A 20,520-nucleotide genomic window follows, 5' to 3' on the forward strand; every position below is an offset into this window, starting at 1 on the left:
ATTATTCCTTTTTTTTCAGGAGACTATCTTGAGCACATTGCCAAGCTGGTAGGAATTTCCAATTCTTGTTTCTCCGGTGCAGTATGAGCAGATACATGCTGGCATTGAGCTTCGCAGTGTTTCATCAACAAGGGTGTGTACCTCTGGTGATTCAAGCAGGATCTTTCGAAGCCTGACAGATCCTTTTCCGGTCAGGCCGTTGAATTCGAGAATTTCTGCTTCAGGGTTTACCAGCCGGATTTTTTGTCTGAACACCTCCCGTTCCGCCTGCGATACGATATCTCCCTTGGTAATTACCACCACATCTGCAGTCGTTAGAACCGGACCTATCTTTCTAGGAGTATCTATCCCGCTCAGGTTGTCAATTACCACAACGGAAAGACAACCCACGATTGCCGGAGCACACCGATGGCATAGTCCGGCGGTTTCAAGGATAGTCATCTCTGCCTGGTTTTTCTTTGCCCATGTCAGGATTTCCTCAAGGTTGGAGACATAATAGTGATCCGGGCATAAATCTCCGCTTAATCCGACAATCACCGGAATTCCAAGATCTTTGTACCGTTCACCATCATCTGTTTCAAGACAGTCAATTTTTCCAACGGCTACCTTTGTATCATCCTCTAAAAGACGTTTTATCGTATGAATGAGGACAGCAGTTTTTCCACATGATGGAGGCCCTGCAATGGTAATAAATTTCATATGGCAGTCACCTTTTTTGTAAACATTGGTTCTTTCTTTCTTTTTTTAGTCAGATCACTTTCATACTCATCAATGCAGGAGTTTTGCATGAGCTTTTGAAAATCATCCGGCTGAATTTCTTCCGTTACAGAACCTGGCAGTATACTGAGTATTTTATCTGAAATCCTCACCGCTTCGGATATATCATGGGTTACATACACAACAGTGGTCTGGTATTCCTCAAAGATCGATTCAAGCATTGTCATGAGTGTTTTTTTAAGTTCAACATTCAAGTTGCTGAACGGTTCATCCATCAAAAGGATGTCTGGTTCTATCGCAAGAGCCCTGCCAATTGAGACCCGTTGCATCATACCGCCACTGAGTTCTCCTGGATAATAATCCTCAAACCCTTCAAGATCCAGTTTTTTCATCCATCCGGCGGCAATTCTTCTTGATTCGTCTTTTGGTTTTCCTTCGGCGATGAGACCGAGTGCTACGTTGTCTCTTGCAGTTCTCCAGGGAAGCAGACGTGGATCCTGGAAGATATATCCAATCTTTTTTCCGGTAACTTCTACAACCCCGAAGTCCGGGTTGATGGCTCCTGAAATGAGCCTTAATATCGTGGTTTTTCCAATTCCGGAAGGGCCAAGGATACTGACAACCGTATTTGTTTCGATATCAAAAGAGAGGTTATTGAGTACCATGTGTCCGCTAAATGATTTGAACACTTTCTGAAATCGTATCATGAGAGGTTCCCTCCCTTTTTCCATCTCATCATGTGTGTTTTCAAGGGTTTCATAATGCCAAATTCCAGTAATCCCAGGAGGGCAAGAGAAATGAGTATCCAGGCAAACAGTTCGGGGGTGTCCAGGTACATATATGACTTGGAAAGGCCGTATCCGATGCCATCATGAGCTCCCATAAATTCTGCAAGAACTACAACCCTGACGCCCATTCCGGCGGTGAGTGCAAATCCTGCGATAACCGAAGCGGCGATTCCTGGCAGGTAGATCTCTCTGAAAAACATTTTTAATGGAAGGTTGAAACATCTGCCCATCTCAATGAGTTTTTCATCGATGGCAAACCGTCCTTCCATGGCATTGACATACGTGATAGGTGCAACGATAATGATCACGACAAAAATTACCTGTTCACTTCCCATGCCAAACCAGAGCATTGCCATAATCGAGATGACAATGGCCGGAATCGTCATGGAAGTCCACTTTATTGGTTCAAGTACCTGCCGGATCTTTTTGTTTGTCCCTGCTGCGAGACCTAATAGCAATCCAACAATGCTGCCCAGGAATAATCCCACAATAAGCCTGAAGAGTGTTATCATGATATACTCCCAGGTTTTTGTCTCGGTTAGAAGGGCGAACAGGGCATTAATGGTAGCAAGGGGAGAAGCTACTATCATTGCATTAAAAATCCAGGAAAGAGCCTGCCAGAATACAAGAAAAATGATAACTCCCAGAACTCCGTAAAGAACTTTGTCAGCAAGCAGAAAATTGTGAAAGGAAGTAATCATCCCTCCAACGGTGAATTTCTGCCTTCTTGTCGATGGTACCGGCATAAGTATCAGTAATGCCCGGGTTTACAGCAATTACTGGTAATAGTATCCGCTATCAGGGAGTTTTCCACCAATGATCTTTGGGTTTTGGTCGGCAAGAACGTTAAAGAAGGTTTCAATGTCATCTTTGCACTCATTTGCTCTTACAAAATCCCACCGTGTATTTTTAACCGATTCTGCTACCGGTTTTGCTTCAAAACCCAGTTCTTCAATCTGTGAACCTAATACTCCTGCTTCGTCAGGATTATTTTTCAGCCAGTCGATAGCGAGGGTATATTCTTCCATGAATCTGTTGATTGCATCCGGATTATTCATTATCTCTGGCATTGCAACGGTACCTGCAATCGGAATCCGGTCGCCAAGGCCGGTTGCTTTATCCCATTCTTCCTGCAGGTCGATACTTCGGTAAAAGTCTGTTCCGGCTTTCTTACCTTTGAGCATGACCTGAGTTGCCAGCGGTTCGGTCATTACAGCACAATCTTTCTGCCCGGCGAGAAGTAACTGTGCAGCCTGCTGAGGGGTGCTGGCATAATAGATACTCAAATCCTTTGATGTATCAATCCCATTCTTCTGGCAGATATTGTTAAAGAGAAGATCCGGCATAGCTCCTTCAAAAGGAACGACAACTTCACGACCTTTAAGGTCTTCAATGGATTTGATGGAAGGGTCTGTGCTGATAACATACAGAATACCCCATACTGATATATCAAGGGACTTGAGATCGATTCCCTTGTTATAGAGTGTGGCAGCCGTATTCGATGGCATGGTGACAAAGTGAGGTGGTTCTCCTCCATTTACCATTGCCAGGAGCTGGTCCTGGTTCTCCCAGATTTTGAGTGTTGTTTTTTCTGCTATATCGTCCAGTTTGTTATTTTCTGCAAGGTAAGCAAGTGGTATTGCCATTGGTCCGGGAGGGCCGACGAGAACAAGTTCGGAGATCTTATCCGGACTTATCGCCGCTGTAGTATTATCTCCTGTTCCGGTGATGGTAAGGGCAAATAAAAAAACCAAAATTAGAGAGAAATTCAGCAATGGTCGTTTAAACTTCCCTTTTTCTTTATTATTGTTTTTCTTTTTCATTCGAAACGATCAGTATATGCCATTTCGGTTTACAAATACCAAATCCAAAAACATTTTGAAAAAGTTTCTATTTACTAAAAAAAATCAACTGAAAAAAAGAAAAAATCATGAAAAGTATTCATTCAGATGTCCAGATTCGTCCATAATTGCTCGGTATTGTAAGCATCGTTTTATCTTTTGAACGCAAATCAGAGAGATAATCATTGCCTTCCAGTTCTTCATGATAATTCCCGTCAATAGGGAACCAGAAGGGAACGGTCTGGCTGACATTTCCAAAATTAAGTGCAACACAGCTAAATTTATCCTTATATCGCCTTGAAAAGAGAATAACCTGTTTGGACTGGTAATAATCATGGTGATTGTAAAAATAATGTTCCCCTTTTCTGAATTGTATGTTATTCTTCCGGATATGGATTAATTTCCGGACAAGTGATACGAGGTTCTTTCCTTCATAAGAATAGAAATAATCCCACCGGAGAGGTCTGAATAATTTCACCCGTCCCCATCCTTTATCCGGAATATAGTAATTCTCACCAAATTCCTCTCCCTGCCAGAGAAATGGGATGCCTTTCGCGGTAAAAAGAGCGATAAGATAGGGTTGCAGCTTATACCAGTACTCCCTGTTTCCTTCCCATAACAGTTGATTGTCAAAATGTCAGGAAAGTCCGAAGTTACAGATAAACCTTGCATGATCATGGTTTTCTAAGTACTGGATTGCTGATTTTTTGATCTCATCACCCTGAACCGATACATCTTCACAAAACCCGTCCAGACCAAGAGATAATCCAAAACTCGTGAGAAACTCTGTTCGTCCTTTCGCTACTTCTGATCCGGAGTAGAGAATACTATCCTGCCAGGTACAATTGGTATATGTTTTTTCAAGGATTTCCTTTGGTTTTTCAAGTTGCTCTGCACATTGAATAAAATTAAAATCAGACCCATTAAAAAACCGCTGCCAGTGACCTTTGGTATTTTGATTGGATTTTACTGCTTTGTAGGTGCTATATACCAGATTTGCATATCCTTCACCAGTCGGACCATCGTAATATCCGGGCACGTAATCATACCTGAACCCATCAACATGGAATTTCTCCAGCCAGAACATGTTCACGGAAAAGAAATAATCCTGTGTCAGTTTTTTATGAAAATCAGTACTTTCTCCAAACTCATCTTTTGCAAAAGGACCGGTTATCGGGTATTTATTCATCTTTAACTGCCGATATACCGAGACATACGGAAACTGGGCATCGGTATGTGCATACACAGAGTCAATAATAACGGCAATACCCCGTTTGTGTGCTTCGTTGACAAACCATTGAAACTTTCTTCTCTTTCCAAACCGCTCATCGACACCAAAATATCCAACTGGTGAAAAACCCCAGTCAATGGATTCCAGCGAATTGGAAACCGGCATAATTTCAACACATGTGATTCCAAGATCTGCAAGATAATCAAGACGCTTTATTGCTCTTTGAATGCTGCCGGCAAATTCACTTATCATGAGTTCATACACGATGAGTTCTGATAACTCCGGAGTTTTCCAGTTTTTTTCTGTTTCATCCCACTCATGATCAGAATATCCCATAGTGACTGCAGATAATTTTCCTGTACCATATTCACGGGCAAAAGGATCAATAATCCAGTCAATTTCTATCTTTTTTTCATCATTTATCAAAAAATAGCGATACACATATTTCCCTTTACTTCCCCAGGAAGATTCTGGTGATGATTCTTTTTCAGGTTTAATTGATATGGTCGATGACCAATAGTCTCCATATTCCGGGTCAATTGAATGCTGTAGTGGGAACAGTTTTGGGGGAATTTTCTGCAGGAATTGATCAGATTCATGAATAATTTTCAAAAAAAGATGATTTCCTGTATCCGGTGAGATATCCGGCAATAACAGACCAAAATGAAATATTCCGGGTGATGTTTCTCTTGGCCCCAATTTTGTTAAGTCTAGCAGGTTCATGAGATACCTCCTATGATGAAGTATCATGCATATGCAGATATTTATATATGATCGTTATTACTCTCCGTTAATGTTTAGGCATAAAAATTACGTGAGACAAAAGATCTTTAGCGCTTATCAGGGGAAATTTTGTTGGATATGAGGTTATATGGGCCTAGATAATTTAGCTAGTTCAAATCGATTGATTTAAGTACAAATAAATATCTACAACTCATGTTTACTTATGAAAAAGAGATGGGTAATCCTTGTTTTGTTCTGTCTGGCATTCCTCTGTGGGATAGCATGTGCAGATGATCGGAATGATGCTACAGATTATACGATTGCAGTGAATGAAGAATTAAATGATACACCGGCATGGGATAATAACGACGAAGACTTTGATTTCGCTAACCGGGGATTTATGGCCACCGATGATCCCCTTATTATTCCCTCGGACTATCCGGGTGTTGATTCCTGGAACATGTCGGCATATGACTTTTTGGAAAATGCCACATGTCCGAATACCATAAATCCGCTCCTCTATAGGCAGGCACAGCTCAATAACATCAACGGGCTGTATAATGTCACTGATGGTATTTACCAGGTCAGGGGATATGATGTCACTTCTATGACCCTTGTAAAAGGGGACACCGGCTGGATTGTCGTGGATCCGATGGTCACGGTTGAAACTGCACGGGCAGCGATGGATATTGTGAATCAGACCATTGGAGATTATCCGGTAAAAGCAGTCATTTACACGCATCCTCATGTAGATCACTACCAGGGAGTGAAAGGAGTAACTACCCAGGAGGATGTTGATGCAGGCAGGGTTGAGATCATCGCTCCGGAGCATTTTATGGAACATGCTCTGAGTGAGAATGTCTATGCCGGAAATGCCATGTTCCGGAGGGCGACGTACCAGTACGGAACTCAGCTTCCGAAGGATGCCAAAGGGAATGTTGACATTGGTCTTGGAAAAACGCCTGCTATCGGTACGATATCATTGATTCCTCCGACGCTCGATATCACCCACACCGGTCAGCAGGTAACCGTTGACGGTGTTGATATGGAGTTCCATCTGACAACAAACACCGAAGCTCCGGTGGAACTTGATATCTGGTTCCCTCAAAAGAACGCACTTTTGGTTGCTGAAGACTGTACTGCAACGTACCATAACATTCTGACTCTGCGGGGAGCACAGGTCAGAGATCCGCTTGCCTGGTCAAATGCGTTAAAAGAAGTTCTTGAGTTATATGGAGATAAGGCAGAGGTCATGCTCAGTTCTCACCACTGGCCACGATATGGTAATGATAAGGTCCGTGAAATTCTTGAAAACCAGCGGGATTTGTACAAATATGTCAATGATCAGACGCTGAATCTCATGAACAAGGGGTATACCATGGATGAGATAGCAAGCATGATTGAGGTCCCGGAATCCCTCAAAGAGTACTGGTATACCTATGGATTTTATGGCCAGATCTATATGGGGGTAAAAGCCACGTACCAGAAATACCTGGGATTTTATGATGCGAATCCGATTAACCTGAAACGGGTTCCTCCGGAGGAATATGCACAGGTCCTGACCGAATACATGGGTGGTGCTGATGCAGCTCTTAAGCAGCTTCAAATCGACTACGATGCAGGAGAATATGAACTGGTAGCCTCTATTGCACATTATCTTGTATTTGCAGATCCGACCAACATGGCTGCCCGGGAGATAGAAGCTGCAGCCCTTGAACAACTCGGATACCAGTCAGTATCAGGAACTGCCCGGAATGCATACCTGATGGCTGCCCGGGACCTTCGAAGCTCTGAACCTCAGAAGTTGTTAGCCAGCGGGATTTCTGATGATATTATGTCTGCAATGACGATGAGTCAGTTACTTGACTACATTTCAGTCAGGGTAAATGGAGAGAAAGCAAAAGGCCAGGATTTCCAGATAAACCTGATTCTATCAGATAACGGTGATCAGGCTTTACTCAAGGTAAAGAATAATGTTCTCGTCTACTATGTGGATGTAACCTCATCAACTGCAGATGTAACGGTAAGGATGCCAAGAAAGACACTTGAACAGCTTGCCCTTGATCCATCCGTGACACCGGCAGATGTTACAACAACCGGCGATGCAGCGGTATTTGATAAGTTTGTGAACATGCTTGATGTGTTTGACACCTCATTTAACATTGTTCTTCCCTGATCTCCGGACATTTTTTATTTTTTTGGGTTTGACACATTAAGAGGTTCTTAGGATAAACTAACCGTTTTAACCGTCCGGATGCTAACTTTAGAAAATTCGTAACATTATCTACACACGAGAGCCCAAATGATTTTCATTTCTCTTCCCTTTTTTCAAAATAATGTTAATTCCCTGCCAAATATCTTTTCTTTCCAAAAAACAAATATCGTTTATGCAACATTCTGACCGGGGTGCAATACTGATGGCACTTCTTGCTGCTGCTCTGTTTGGTGCAGTAGTTCCTGCTTCCAGAATTCTCCTTTTTGATATCGGGCCGGTCACTCTTGCCGGGTTACTATATGTCGGAGCCGGGATTGGAGGGCTCATCATCAGGAGATTAACAAATCCGGAAGGGAAAAATGAGTCTCCTATCCGGAGAACTGATGTTCCCTGGCTTATTGGAGTCATTGCCTTTGGAAGTGTAATCGGCCCTATCCTCTGTATGGTCGGCCTTACTACCACTCCTGCGTCAACTGCGTCTCTGCTCCTCAATGCTGAGCTAGCTTTTACAACTCTAATCGCCGTTATCGGATTTCGTGAACCTCTCGGAAAAAGGGGAATTTGTGCTATTATTGCAGTCGTATTTGGTGGACTTTTACTTTCGTATGACTCTTCCGGAACCTTTGGTTTTTCCACAGGTTCAATCCTCATCATCCTGGCCTGTTTCTGCTGGGGTCTTGACAATAATTTTACCCGGGTCATATCAGGGAAAGAACCTGCCCAGATTGTTATGATCAAAGGATTTGTTGCAGGTATTTTTAGTGTCTGCCTGGGTCAGGCCATAGGCGAACCATTTCCTTCCTATGCCATTATTCCGGCGGCTCTGATTATTGGCTGCCTTGGTTATGGTTTTTCAATCTTTTTTGTTATCCGGGCCATGAGAGTTCTTGGTTCTGCCAGGACTGGGGCATTATTTGCGACTGCCCCATTTATTGGTCTTATTCTCTCTCTTCCACTTCCGGGTGAAAGTCCGGGCCTTTCGTTACTGCTGAGTCTGCCCCTGATGGCTGTCGGAGCATGGCTTATTGCAACCGAACAGCATAGCCACCGTCATATTCATGTTGCGATACAGCATGAACACCGGCACAGTCATGACGATGGTCATCATATCCATCATAGTCCGGGTATGGAAGATGTAGTGCATGCTCATCCTCATGAACATGAAAAAATTGTTCATGACCATTCCCATACTCCTGACCTTCATCATTTTCATGAACATGATAAGTAGGGATAATAAATTATCAGATTTAGATATATTTATCCCCCAGAACTTTAAATGTCCATAACCGGAGTGTAAAAAAATTCGAATACCTTGTGTCTGACACGAGACAGAAAAAAATCATATGCATGGCAATTTTGCTGTGCATACTCTTATGTTATGAAATACCTATTAACAACTCATGGGTCAAATTAGGTTTTTTTATTTAACCCCTGAATAAAGGAGGTGGATTCACGGTTCAGTTTTATTCTTTGATATGTCGGGAAATTTTTGTTTTTTTGCTTTCAGGATTCATGAAGATCATTTGAATTGAATTTTGTAAAGTTGGTAAAGAGATAATGATAGGTAATTGTGGTGATAATAGAAGTTAAATTATCAAAGAGGTGAAGCATGAAAACAGGTGTTATTCTGATACTTTTCAGCATTTTTATGGTGTTACTGTGTATAAATACCGGGTTTGCAGATGATAATATCGGAAAAATTGAGCAGGCATTATCACAAGGTTCCCCTGTTCCTGAAGGAGAGCTTGAAGCGGTGGGAACCGTAGGTGGTTGCTCGGCAACATTGATTACAGCCAATCTGGTACTGAGTGCAGGACACTGTTTTTGCGACGATTTTGGGAATAATTGTAATAATCGTGGGCAATTTACACTCCATGATGTTAGACCCGTTAATAATCCCTCAATCCGCCAGGATATTACCATAGCCGGTGATGTCAGGATTCATCCCGAATACGGAAAGAGGGGATGGCTTCGAGAGGATTACTCTGTGCTTGAACTGGATAAGCCGGCATCTTCTGTTGCCCTTGTAAATCCGATTTCCCTGGAAAATCCCTGGAACATTCCATTTGTAGGCGAAAAACTTACCTTAGTTGGTTTTGGGTACACTGGTGTTGACTGTAAATCTCCATCACAAGGTAAAATGAAGATGGAAGTTGCTGTTGATGGGAGTGGATGGGGCGGAATCAGTTTTAAAAATGCACAATTACATTCTTGTCCGGGAGATTCCGGAGGGCCAATAATTAACAAAGCTGGTCATGTGGTTGGAGTTGCATCCTGGAATCAAGATTCAAGTAGTACCTATCGTCCGACATCATACGCATATAACTGGATTCTTGAAATTCCTACTCCGAGTTGGTCAGATTGTTCATGGATACCAATTCAGACCGGAGGAATAAACAGCCATGGAAAATCCCAGTATTGTCCTGAAGGAAGTTATCTAACTGCATTGGACCTGGATGGGGATCGCTCCGCAAGTGATATGGACACTCCGGTGATTGGTCAGGCAAAGTGTTGTAAGATTGAAGGAGCAAAAAGTCAGAAATGGGAGAAAAGTGAATGGGTACAGATTGAAACAAAGGGGATAAACAGTCATAGTATGCTTGGATCCTGGTGCCCGCAGGGAAGTTATATCACTGGAATCGATCTTGATGCTGCTGCTGGATCCGACCCCATGGATTCACCGGTTATCGGACAGGTCCAATGCTCAAAACCAGCCGGTTATGATACATGGGGCTCAACATACTGGATGGATGTTGGTCCTGATTTAAGTCACCAAAAGAAGGACTGGTGTCTTGATGGGGCGTTTATTACTCAGCTTGATCTTGACCGTGTGGCAGGAGATGATCCCCATGATTCACCGGTTGTTGGAAAAGCAAAATGTAGCTGTACAAGAGAACAAGTCACTCCTACTCCAACTCCGGCGCCCACTCCTAAAGAGTTCCATGCGGAGATTCTGCCATTGTCAACTCAGTATTTAACGAAACCGATCATCCATGAAGACTTAACCAGTGACATTGAACCAGTTGAAACGGATGAAGTGAGAGTAATTGAACCGGATTTGATAGAATTTAACGGCAATAATGATATAGAAGAAAATATGAACTTACCTGGTTCAGATTATTCGTCGTTTGATCTTTCTGCTGATGATCCATTCCTTTGTATTCAGGCATGTAAACAGGATTCTCAATGTGCCGCATGTACATATGTTAAACCCGGAATTCAGGGTGATTCAGCCAGGTGCTGGCTTAAAAATTCAGTTTCTGAAAAAAAGGAAGATTCATGTTGTTCTTCATGGATTAAACCATAACCGTTTTTCAGAAGAAATCTAGTCATAAATTTTTAGATTAATTGCAAATTGTCTTTTTTATGATAAAAAATCTATAATCTTTTCCGGATTCAGTAAAATTTATCATAAGTATATAAAAGAATCATCAATTATTAGAGAAATAGGCTACAAAACATTCTTATCGAGTTACGGACCATACAAATGATTATTTCTCCCTTGGTTTAGGAGCAATAAGGATTTGGAGTGTGTTGGTGACACCGATGGTGATGTTTTAGGGGTAACCTGGGTTACTATCGGTTTAAACGAGTTTTAGTTTAAAACTTGTAATTCTGAAAATTGTTTATCCAATTTTTTCAAGAGCAACTTGTTCAAAAAGATAAACTCGAAATTTCGGGAACAAGTATTAAAAATCATTTTGGAAACAACAGTATTAATTTATTCTTGCTAATTGGTTGCTTTATTTATTCAGAACAGATCCTGAAACAATCATTGGGAAATGTCAATTCAAATCTGACTCCTTTTCGGTATTCTCCGGTTTCAGATATGGATGAACCGGTAATGGTTAGTATTTCTTCAGCCAAAAAGAGACCCAGTCCGGTATTTTTCCCAAACCCTCGCTCAAAGATTCGGGTCTTGTTGTCAGGTTCTATCCCGGTTCCGTTATCTTCATACCATATGGTAAGGGTATTGGATGTTTTTTTAAAACTAAAATGTATGTGTGATACATGGTTTCCATGCCTGATTGAATTATCAATCAATGTGTAGAAGACTTTTTCTAAAAGAGGATCCGCGTATACTTCAATATTTTGAAGAGACATGGTGATGGTTACCGAATCTGTTTGAATACTCCTGATAACCCGGGAGATGACCTGGCGAACCGGTTGCCATAACGGTGCATTAACCCCGATATCCTGGTATAATTTTGTAAAAGCAATCTGTTCATGAATCATTCTGGCAGATTCTACGGCTTTTTCCAGATATTCAAGTGTAGATGGATCAGTCACCTGTTCTCTGGCAAACTCCAGGTAGGCGTACAGGGCTGTTATCTGGTTCAGGATATCATGCCTTGTTATGGAATTTAAGAGGTTTAATTTACGGTTAGCCTGGTGAAATGATTCCTGTGTCCGAAGTAGTTCTTCAGTCCTTGCTTCTACTCTCACTTCAAGTTCATTATACAGGCACTGGAGTTCTTCTTCAGCAAGTTTTCTCCGGGTTATGTCATGCATAATCCCAAGTATTCCGGAAACGTTCCCATCGTTATCAATGAGGGGAGTCCGGATTGATTCAATCCACCTGGTCTTGTCATCCTGGATATATTCAAATACCGATTCCCGGGTGTCCCTCGATATAAGAACTGAATTGTCCAGTTCTGAAGACATTTTTGCCAGGGAAGCAGGGAATATATTCGAATCCTTTTTACCAAATAATGAACTCCATTCAACTCCTGCATCGATTGCAAACCTTTTGTTGAATGAAATGTACCGAAGGTCATTATCTTTTAGGAAAACACCCTGGGGAAGATTATCTACCAGTATCTGGTACTTTTCCATGGTCCGGACATGAGCCTGCATGGCTAAATCTGATATAATCACCTGTGATGTGATATGTGCCAGGTTTCTTAAGAGTTGCTGCTCTTCTGAAATAAATTCATTCTCTCTGAATGAACAGGTATATCCGATTGTTTTTCCACTCGCATCAATGAGAGGAAATATTTCGGAATGGTGAAGATTGTATGTCCTTGCCTGTTCTTTGATGTGTAACCGTAATGAGTGAAAAAAATCTTCCGGATTTTCAATCTCCACCGGTTCCATGATATCAGGTATGCCTGATTTATATCCTGAAAATGTGGATAATGAGGAGATAAGAAGGGGGATTTCATTTTTTTTGGATGAACTGATGATAAGTTTTAGTTTTTGTTTTTTTGGATTTTGACATGCTGTCCATGATTCATCATGAAGGAGAGAAATCCGGGATATGTCAATGATATTTTGAAATAGCCATATACAGGAGAGTGAGAGCCCAAATAGAGGTACCGCAGTGTCTGTAATGTCCTGGAGTTTGGTAAGAAGTGGTTTTGGAGTAAAAAGACGTTCTCTCAGGTTGCATAACTGTAGGATTTGTGATTCTATCTGTTTACGGGCAGTAATATTCATGGCTATTTCAAGCCTGATAAGTTTGCCGTTATACCATCTGATTACAGAATCCCAGCACTGATACCATAATCCGGTATCATTATCATGGTATTCCCTGACTGAAGTTTTTCCCGGAATTTCCTCCCCATTGTTTAGGATATCTGTTTCTTTTTTATGTGATTTTCCACATTTATTCAGGTAGAGGAGTTCATTGGTTGATTCATCACATTCAATGATAATCCGGTCAAGTGGGTCTTGTCCAACACCGCCAGGTTCTTTTGTTTGTGTTCTGTATGGGGGTTCAGAGCTATGTATCATATCTATCAGTTTTTGGTAAATTTTATGGGTAATCTGATATCCGGGATTTTTTAAAAAATTCAGGAACATGGTAAAATATTGATTATAAGAATTTCCTTTTCGGTTAGCATTATCCATATCCAAAAGAGGGATGGTTTCCCGTATTTTTTATGTATATTATGATTGGACTTTCAATTTTTCAATCATTTCATGAATCTCCCTGGTATAATTTGAAGCTTCGGTAATATGGGTTGAAATATGTTCTACAAAAGAACAGGTATTGATACATGCTCCGGCTGATGTCTCTGCGTCTTTTGCAGTTTCGGTCATCAGGTTTCCGATAGTCTGTGCCCGTTCATACAGGCTTTCAATGAGGGCTTCCTGATCTTTTGTGAGTGAACCGGTATCCCTGCTCATGTCAGCAATGATTTTTATTTTTTTAATCATCTCTTCAAAGAGATTTGCCATTTCACAAATTGCTATACTTCTTGAATCTATCTCTTTCTGAACTTCAGAGACCTTCTCACGTACTTCAAGAAATGCTTCATTTAATGCGATCAGTGTGTATGAAATATCTGTGGTTGAACTTTTAGCCTGGACTGCAAGCTGCTTTACTTCTGTAGCTACAACTGCAAACCCTTTCCCGTACAATCCTGCATGTGCTGCTTCAATTGCTGCATTAATGGCCAGAAGATTTGTCTGGTTTGCAATGTCCGTAACTACTTTAATGATTTTTTCAATTCGCATCAGTTCATCATGGATACGGGCGATACCATTGTCAACAGAACCTGCTGCACTTGATATGGCTTCAATTCCTTCACGACTCTGGTTTGCCAGATTCATGCCATGAGATGAGATCTCCTGTGTCCGGGCAGATGTATTCATCCCTTCTTTTACTTTTTCATTGATGTCTGAAAGACCCTTAAGGACGCTATCTGTGCTGGCTATCATCTCCCGTACTTCATTCTGAACACTTCTCGCCCGATCTGATACATTTACCGAATTCGTGGCAAGTTTTTCTGATTCTTTTGCCATCTCCCCGACATCATCCCCTATTTCAATGGTTAAATCTTCAAGACTTTCTACCGCTTCATGCATGGTATTGATGATTTCTGATACTTTTATTCCGATATTATCCAGGGAATCCCGTATGGTTACAAAATCTCCGGTAACTTGCAGTTTAGGATTCATCTTTGCAGTAAAGTCTCCAGATGCACAGAGATTACTGACTCGTGCAATCTCTCCTACAACACCTGAACACCAGATACCGATGGCATCCATGAACTCTTTTATCGGTAAAAATCCTTCCGGATATGAAAGATCCTCTTTCATTCTGGCTGAAAAGTGACATGATGCATATTCTCCCGCTACCCGTTCAATTTCACGGAGGGGTATTGCAATGCTGGTAAGTATCTCATTAATTCCGGTGATTGACAGGAGATATATCCCTTGAAGGTCTTTTTTTTGAGATAATTGACATATGTCTCCGGATTTGACTGTGGTTATAGATTGTTCAAGGCTCTTATGCATCTGGTCTAAACAAGAAGTAATTGCATTGAAATTTTGAATAATTGGATTGAGTGGGCCATTGGTAACCGGAAAAGATTGTGGTAAAATACCTTTTTTTAATGATTCGGTTATCTCTGTGAGTGCTGAATTTTCTTCTTCCAGAGTTTTCAGCATCTCATTACAGGCTTTTATCCCCTGTATTTGATTACATTTTATGGTATCAGCGTTTAAACGGTATGAAAAATCCCGGTTCATGACATGGGATGCAATATCTGAAAGAAGATCGGAGACTTGTGTTCCTCCTTCAATTTCAGTTATCTTTTGTCTCAGTGTTTCAGACACGGTGTTTATTGTCAGGTGAAGAACTCTTCTTTTAAGCAGTGTTATTTCAAATACCTGTATGGTGATTTCATATACTGAGGATCCTTCCACCAGGTAATGTTCGATTTTATTCCGGACAAATCCATTATTTTTTAATAGTTGTTCGGTTTTTTCTCTGAGTAATGCAATACGATCCCAGTTCCAGATGTTTCCTGACTGAAGGACAGATTCTGGAAAAATTCTATTTATTTCGATAGAACCAGAGAGTATTCTCCCATCAGTCTCCGCAAGAATTTCGCATGATGTTGAGAGGGAGGCCAAAATCGCATCGTATGTGGGAATGGTCATCTCATCTCCCAGTTGAAATGTGATAAGATATTGATTTGGAGGAGACTTTTCTGAATTACTGACCGGATACGTGATAACACGGTAAAATTCAGTTTTATTAGGAAATTTTATCTCTGCAACTCCTATTGTTTTTCTGTTGTTAATCAAAGCATCCCATATGGATTCACCCTTGACAAGAGATACCGGAATAATCCGTAGGTTTTCTCCCTGCAGGTTATCAGGAGTATATCCGGACTCTTCATAAAATGCTGCATTTGCATCTAGTATGGTAAAATTACTGTTGCTCCGAATTATTGGGATCGCTTGTTCATTCAGGCATTCTCCATATGCTGTATCCGGATAATCCTGATTGATTATCGTCTGAATTAGGTTCTCAATTGTCAGATTGGGAATTGGTTTAAAAATTGTATTTGTCATCTGATTCATTCCGGTATTTTATTTGGTATTGATATAAAGTAACCAAAAACAGTTTGTTTTATCACAGTGAAAAAATTCTAATTTAAAAAATTTCAGGAAAATAAAAATAATTATGGAAGAATATCGATAAATTATCGTTTGATAAAATTTTGATATCGAAAAGAGAGGCATCCTAAATAGTTGCCTCTGTCTGTCATGTCAGGATGATATGTGCAAAGTATAACAATTATTTCAAGGATATCCAGGAAAATCATGCTATACTGTAATTACTGTAATAATGCCTCTGCATCTGGACTTTAAAATAATTACATTTTGTAATTATTTTTAAAATCTTTTTGCAACACATTAAAAGAGGGAAAAATCCCGGTTTTTAAGTTTTGGGAATTTTCTGTTTATGGGTTCAGCCACACCTCCTCTAATGTCTGTCTTGAAATATTCGGCTTTCTGTTCCGGAATATAGCATGTATATACTTCAAGTAACCTCCATATTTTTCATCCCCGGCTGTCCGGGAATGATTATTTGCACATCTACTGTGCAATATCTCTTTTACCTGTTTGGTGCAGATGTATTCTTACCTAATAAACTTCATTCAGGTCACAAATCCCCGATTAATTTGGTTAAGATAAAAAATATTGAGAATATCTTACAATTTTCCGGACATTTGGGTTCCCGAAATTTTTTCGGTATTGGTTGATTTCCACCAAAATTCATACGTAATAGGGAATTAAAGGGGTTTAAATGGCATACAATGTTGTTTTAAAAATCTTTATCGGAATGATGCTTGTTTTGGCATTGATTTCTGTTGTGCAGGCAGATGAGGCTATATCATTTACCGATGCTATGGGCCGGGAAATTTCTCTTGAGAAACCTGCTGAAACACTTGCATATTACATGGTAGGTGATCCGGTAAAGATCGTAGGGGCATGGGACAAGGTTATTGCACGGGATGGAATGTCCAGTGACGAGCGGTTTTATCCGAATGCTGGAAGTATTCCGGCTATCAGCGCTGAAACAGGATATATGAACCTGGACTATGAAAAATTAATGGAATTAAAGCCTGATGTCGTGATAATTGGAAAACAGGATTGGGATCTGGAAGGAATTCAGAAGGCTATTGATTCACTGGAACCTGAGATTCCGGTAGTTGTGCTTGATTTCCTTGATCTGAACACGATGGCTGATAATTATGAAAAACTTGGAAAATTAACCGGAAATACAGAAGCAGCACAAGATTACCTGGCATTTTTTGATTCGGTAATTTCTCCCATTAAAAGTAAAACCTCAACTTTAGCGGATTCTGAAAAGCCCAATGTATTTCTCCAGGCTCATGGTATGAGTTCTCCGGATGAACTCTATACCTATGGAGGAGGGTTTGCTGCCGCCAATGCATTGCTTGGTATTGTAGGTGCAAATAATGTTGCTGCGGAGATTTCAGGGCCATATAGTGAGTTTGATTCAGAATGGCTGATTGGCAAAGATGTCGATGTTATCGTAAAAGAGGTCTGGGAAGGGTTTTACCCTGAATGGGTCGGTCTCAAAGCTACTGATCCGGCCAATAAAATTTCCTCGGCTCAAAAGATACGGGAAGAAACACTTGCTAATGAAATTTATACCGGAAGTGAAGCAATAACAAATGACCGGGTGTACCTGGCAGATCATTTCCTCTGGAATCATCCGGTGGCTTATGTGTCCTATCTTGCAAAATGGATCCATCCGGAGTTATTCGGGAATCTTGAGCCGGAAAAAACATACCAGGAATACCTGACTAAGTACCTGAAAACCGATGTCAATCTTGATGATGTTGGCATTGCAGGGTATCCCTGAAAATCTAATTTTTTGTTTTTTAAATTTGATCTTCTTTTTGGCTTTAAACAGATATTGTGTTGATATTTCAGTATTGTCCGAGACATAAATAATCTGGTTAAGGCAATGATAAGAACTGAAGAGGGACTACTGTTTATTTATATATGTAAATGAATATGGTAGGGTGCTTTTTTGAAATTCCGTTCATGAATATCAGGTTAAATTATGTTTAATATTCATTTTTCTTCAATTTATGAAATTCTGAAAGGATTAATCATTCCAATAGTAATTGGTATTATCGCCTGGTGGGTTGGAACTCTTATTCCCATTTTAGGCGGGCCTGTTGTTGCAATATTAATCGGTCTTATCATTGGTCAGGTCTTTGGTCTCCGGAAAGAGTGGGCGCCCGGATTAACATTTGCAGTGAAAAGAATATTACAGGGCTCAATAGTTTTTCTCGGTTTTGGAATGTCTCTTTCAGAGGTTGCCCGAATCGGGATTTCTGGTCTTCCGGTGATGATTGGGACTCTGGTTCTTTGTATTGCATGTGGTTTTATAATTGGCCGGATTTTGGATGTTGAATATGAAACACGTTCACTTGTTACCTATGGCACTGCAATTTGTGGTGCATCTGCCATTGCAACTATGAGTGTTGTTATGAAGGCATCCGGTCCTGCTATTGCAATTTCTATTACTGTTATTATTCTCTACAATGTCCTCGGTGCAGTTCTTTTTCCCATATTGGGTCATATGTTAGGTCTCTCCCAGGAAGCGTTCGGACTTTGGGCAGGTACTGCAGTTAATGACACATCTTCAGTAATGGCTGCTGCTACGGTATATGGGGCACTCGCAACCTCATATGCAGTAGTGGTAAAACTTACCCGGACTCTTGCCATTGTTCCTCTGGCAATCTTTCAAAGCTGGTTCCAGAACCGGAATGTTCCACCAGAAGATCGGGATTGCACAAAATGGTACCGTTTAGTTCCACCATTCATTGTGTTATTCCTGGTAGCTGCAGTGATGCAGTCTGTCGGCCTGATTCCGGAGATCCTGAACGACCCCTTAAAGTTCCTGGCACATTTTGGTATTACTGTTGCCATGGCAGCAGTTGGGATGAGTAGTTCCTTAACTGCGGTGAAAGATGCCGGATGGAGGCCGATAGCCCTTGGAGGTATTCTCTGGATTATCGTTGCTACCAGCAGTCTTGTTCTACAATGGGTTACCGGACAAATTTAAAATTATATAGAAAAGGTACATGAAATAGAAGATTCATCCTCTCTTTTTTCACATTTTTTTACCGTAGTATCAATTGTTATCCCTCCAAACAAAGGATTTCCATTTAGTTCAATATGTATCTTCAATGGGTTTGTGTCATTCTTAGTATCCAATGCAGAGAGAAGTTTTTGTGTCTGTTCTGAGTGATTTTTCCTTACAGTCAGGATCAGTTCATTTTTCGAAGGCCTGATAATACTCACCAGATTCACTCCCTGATCTTCAAAGGTCATTTGTCCATCATGAAGAGAAATAATCGCATTTTGAAAATTTATTCCTCTTTTGATATTTTTTTCAATCATACCATAGTAAATGCTCATAGGGGATATCTCCATTTCACATCTTATATATTCATCTGATTGAGGATAACACTATGAGTGAAACCAAAAAAAGTTCAGGAAATATTGTTCATTACCTAAAAAAGAATGACATACAATATTTTGGAGGTTCTATGATAGCAGACCGGAAGCATGCTTTGATTGTTTTGTTATTCATATCATTGTTTTTAGTAGTTATACCGGCGTCAGGTGATTCTATTTCCTTCACCGATGCTCTTGGACGTGAGATTACTCTGGACAAACCCGCTGAAAGAATCGGGTTTCAGTTTTATGGTGTTGGAGAGGCACTGAAAATTGTCGGAGCCTGGGATAAGGTTGTGGCACGTGACGGATATATCTCTGATGAGCAGTTCTATCCGGGCTTTGAAAATATCCCTGCCATTAATCCGGAAAGTGGAGAAATGGATCTTGATTATGAAAAGATAGTTGAGATTCATCCGGACGTTATGGTAATTCAGAACGAAGAGTGGTATGCAGATAAAGTAAAAGAAGCGGTTGAAACACTTGATCCGGAAATTAAAGTTGTTGTGCTTGATTTTGTAAATCCCAACACAATGGCGGAAAACTTTATTAAACTGGGTCAGATAACCGGGAACAATCAGAAAGCACAGGAGTTTGCGGATTATTATGCCGGTATTGTCTCTCCTATTCAGAAAAAAGCAGGGCAACTAAGTGAATCAGAAAAACCCTCTGTTCTTATCAAGGCTGCAGGGTATTCTGCTGACCAGTTATGTACCTATGGTTCCGGCATGGCCGGATGGGAAAATATTCTTGCTATTTCCGGCGGTAAAAATGCCGCTCATGATCTCTCATTTGGCTTTGGAGATATTGATCCTGAATGGCTGATGAGCAATGATTATGATGTGCTCATCGATGAGATCTGGAATATTTATTATCCGGAGAGTTTTGAATATCAGGCAAGCGATCCGCAAAATGCCCGGGCAAAAGGCGAAGAGTTACGAAACCAGATCATGAGCCAGGAAGAATTTTCCGGCTCCACTGCGGTGAAAAACGGGGATGTTTACCTTGTTGATCATGCGTTATTCGGGACCATCAGGCAGGTAGTGCTTATTCCGTACCTTGCAAAATGGTTGCATCCGGAGATGTTCGGAGAACTGAATCCGGAAGCGATACACCAGGAATATCTTGACCGCTTTATCGGGGCAGATTATAATCTCAAGGATGTGGGGTTATTTGTATATCCAGAATAACTTTCATTTTTTCCATGAAAAACCGGATCCATTAAGAGGGTAAAACCCTCAAATCGGATCAGGATCTGGT

The 20,520-nt window shown here is 40.8% G+C and carries 15 protein-coding genes; 6 read left to right on the forward strand and 9 right to left on the reverse strand.

Annotated features, from left to right (window positions below; translation table 11 throughout):
- Positions 1-15 precede the first annotated feature (15 nt).
- The 6 genes from DLD82_RS16285 to DLD82_RS16305 all read right to left on the reverse strand — a co-directional run bounded on the left by DLD82_RS16285 (position 16) and on the right by DLD82_RS16305 (position 5,300).
- Positions 16-699, reverse strand: a complete 684-nt coding sequence (locus tag DLD82_RS16285; protein WP_109942191.1) for a GTP-binding protein — start codon at positions 697-699, stop codon at positions 16-18.
- Positions 696-1,424, reverse strand: a complete 729-nt coding sequence (locus DLD82_RS16290) for an ABC transporter ATP-binding protein (protein WP_181391493.1) — start codon at positions 1,422-1,424, stop codon at positions 696-698. The genes DLD82_RS16285 and DLD82_RS16290 overlap by 4 nt, the downstream gene beginning before the upstream one ends.
- Entirely contained in the window at positions 1,421-2,251 is an 831-nt protein-coding gene (locus DLD82_RS16295) for an ABC transporter permease (protein ID WP_109942193.1), read from the reverse strand. Before DLD82_RS16295 ends, DLD82_RS16290 begins: the two co-directional genes overlap by 4 nt.
- A gap of 30 nt (positions 2,252-2,281) precedes the next feature.
- Positions 2,282-3,328: an ABC transporter substrate-binding protein gene (locus tag DLD82_RS16300; RefSeq protein WP_109942194.1), complete on the reverse strand. Its 1,047-nt coding sequence runs from the start codon at positions 3,326-3,328 to the stop codon at positions 2,282-2,284.
- Between the two features lie 118 nt (positions 3,329-3,446).
- Positions 3,447-3,824 carry an alpha amylase C-terminal domain-containing protein gene (locus tag DLD82_RS19035; RefSeq protein ID WP_219968490.1) on the reverse strand — a complete coding sequence of 126 codons (378 nt, stop codon included), beginning with the start codon at positions 3,822-3,824 and terminating at the stop codon, positions 3,447-3,449.
- A gap of 159 nt (positions 3,825-3,983) precedes the next feature.
- Positions 3,984-5,300, reverse strand: a complete 1,317-nt coding sequence (locus tag DLD82_RS16305; RefSeq protein ID WP_219968491.1) for an alpha-amylase family glycosyl hydrolase — start codon at positions 5,298-5,300, stop codon at positions 3,984-3,986.
- 223 nt (positions 5,301-5,523) lie between these two features.
- Between DLD82_RS16305 and DLD82_RS16310 the strand changes: the two genes are divergently transcribed.
- From DLD82_RS16310 to DLD82_RS16320, 3 genes are all read left to right on the forward strand, one after another.
- The gene (locus DLD82_RS16310; RefSeq protein ID WP_109942195.1) at positions 5,524-7,476 is read left to right on the forward strand and encodes an alkyl/aryl-sulfatase; all 1,953 of its coding nucleotides are present in this window, start codon (positions 5,524-5,526) and stop codon (positions 7,474-7,476) included.
- Between the two features lie 211 nt (positions 7,477-7,687).
- Entirely contained in the window at positions 7,688-8,743 is a 1,056-nt protein-coding gene (locus tag DLD82_RS16315) for a DMT family transporter (protein WP_109942206.1), read from the forward strand.
- Between the two features lie 381 nt (positions 8,744-9,124).
- Complete coding sequence (locus tag DLD82_RS16320; RefSeq protein ID WP_109942196.1) at positions 9,125-10,822, forward strand: trypsin-like serine protease; 1,698 nt, start codon at positions 9,125-9,127, stop codon at positions 10,820-10,822.
- 440 nt (positions 10,823-11,262) lie between these two features.
- Here DLD82_RS16320 and DLD82_RS16325 read toward each other — a convergent pair whose 3' ends face one another.
- Both DLD82_RS16325 and DLD82_RS16330 read right to left on the reverse strand, forming a co-directional pair.
- Complete coding sequence (locus tag DLD82_RS16325; protein WP_181391494.1) at positions 11,263-13,251, reverse strand: PAS domain-containing sensor histidine kinase; 1,989 nt, start codon at positions 13,249-13,251, stop codon at positions 11,263-11,265.
- Between the two features lie 156 nt (positions 13,252-13,407).
- Positions 13,408-15,825, reverse strand: coding sequence for a methyl-accepting chemotaxis protein (locus DLD82_RS16330; RefSeq protein ID WP_181391495.1), 2,418 nt, complete (start codon positions 15,823-15,825; stop codon positions 13,408-13,410).
- A gap of 739 nt (positions 15,826-16,564) precedes the next feature.
- Between DLD82_RS16330 and DLD82_RS16340 the strand changes: the two genes are divergently transcribed.
- Both DLD82_RS16340 and DLD82_RS16345 read left to right on the forward strand, forming a co-directional pair.
- Complete coding sequence (locus tag DLD82_RS16340; RefSeq protein ID WP_109942200.1) at positions 16,565-17,650, forward strand: ABC transporter substrate-binding protein; 1,086 nt, start codon at positions 16,565-16,567, stop codon at positions 17,648-17,650.
- A gap of 204 nt (positions 17,651-17,854) precedes the next feature.
- Entirely contained in the window at positions 17,855-18,865 is a 1,011-nt protein-coding gene (locus DLD82_RS16345) for a YeiH family protein (RefSeq protein ID WP_109942201.1), read from the forward strand.
- Positions 18,866-18,867: 2 nt separating this feature from the next.
- Here DLD82_RS16345 and DLD82_RS16350 read toward each other — a convergent pair whose 3' ends face one another.
- Complete coding sequence (locus tag DLD82_RS16350) at positions 18,868-19,203, reverse strand: hypothetical protein (RefSeq protein WP_109942202.1); 336 nt, start codon at positions 19,201-19,203, stop codon at positions 18,868-18,870.
- Positions 19,204-19,274: 71 nt separating this feature from the next.
- On the opposite strand from DLD82_RS16350, the gene DLD82_RS16355 reads away from it, so the two are divergent.
- On the forward strand, positions 19,275-20,450 hold the full coding sequence (locus tag DLD82_RS16355; RefSeq protein WP_109942203.1) for an ABC transporter substrate-binding protein: 1,176 nt from the start codon (positions 19,275-19,277) through the stop codon (positions 20,448-20,450).
- Positions 20,451-20,520: the final 70 nt, after the last annotated feature.

Origin of the sequence: Methanospirillum stamsii, from assembly GCF_003173335.1 — an archaeon.
In the GTDB taxonomy this organism is placed as follows: Archaea; Halobacteriota; Methanomicrobia; order Methanomicrobiales; family Methanospirillaceae; genus Methanospirillum; species Methanospirillum stamsii.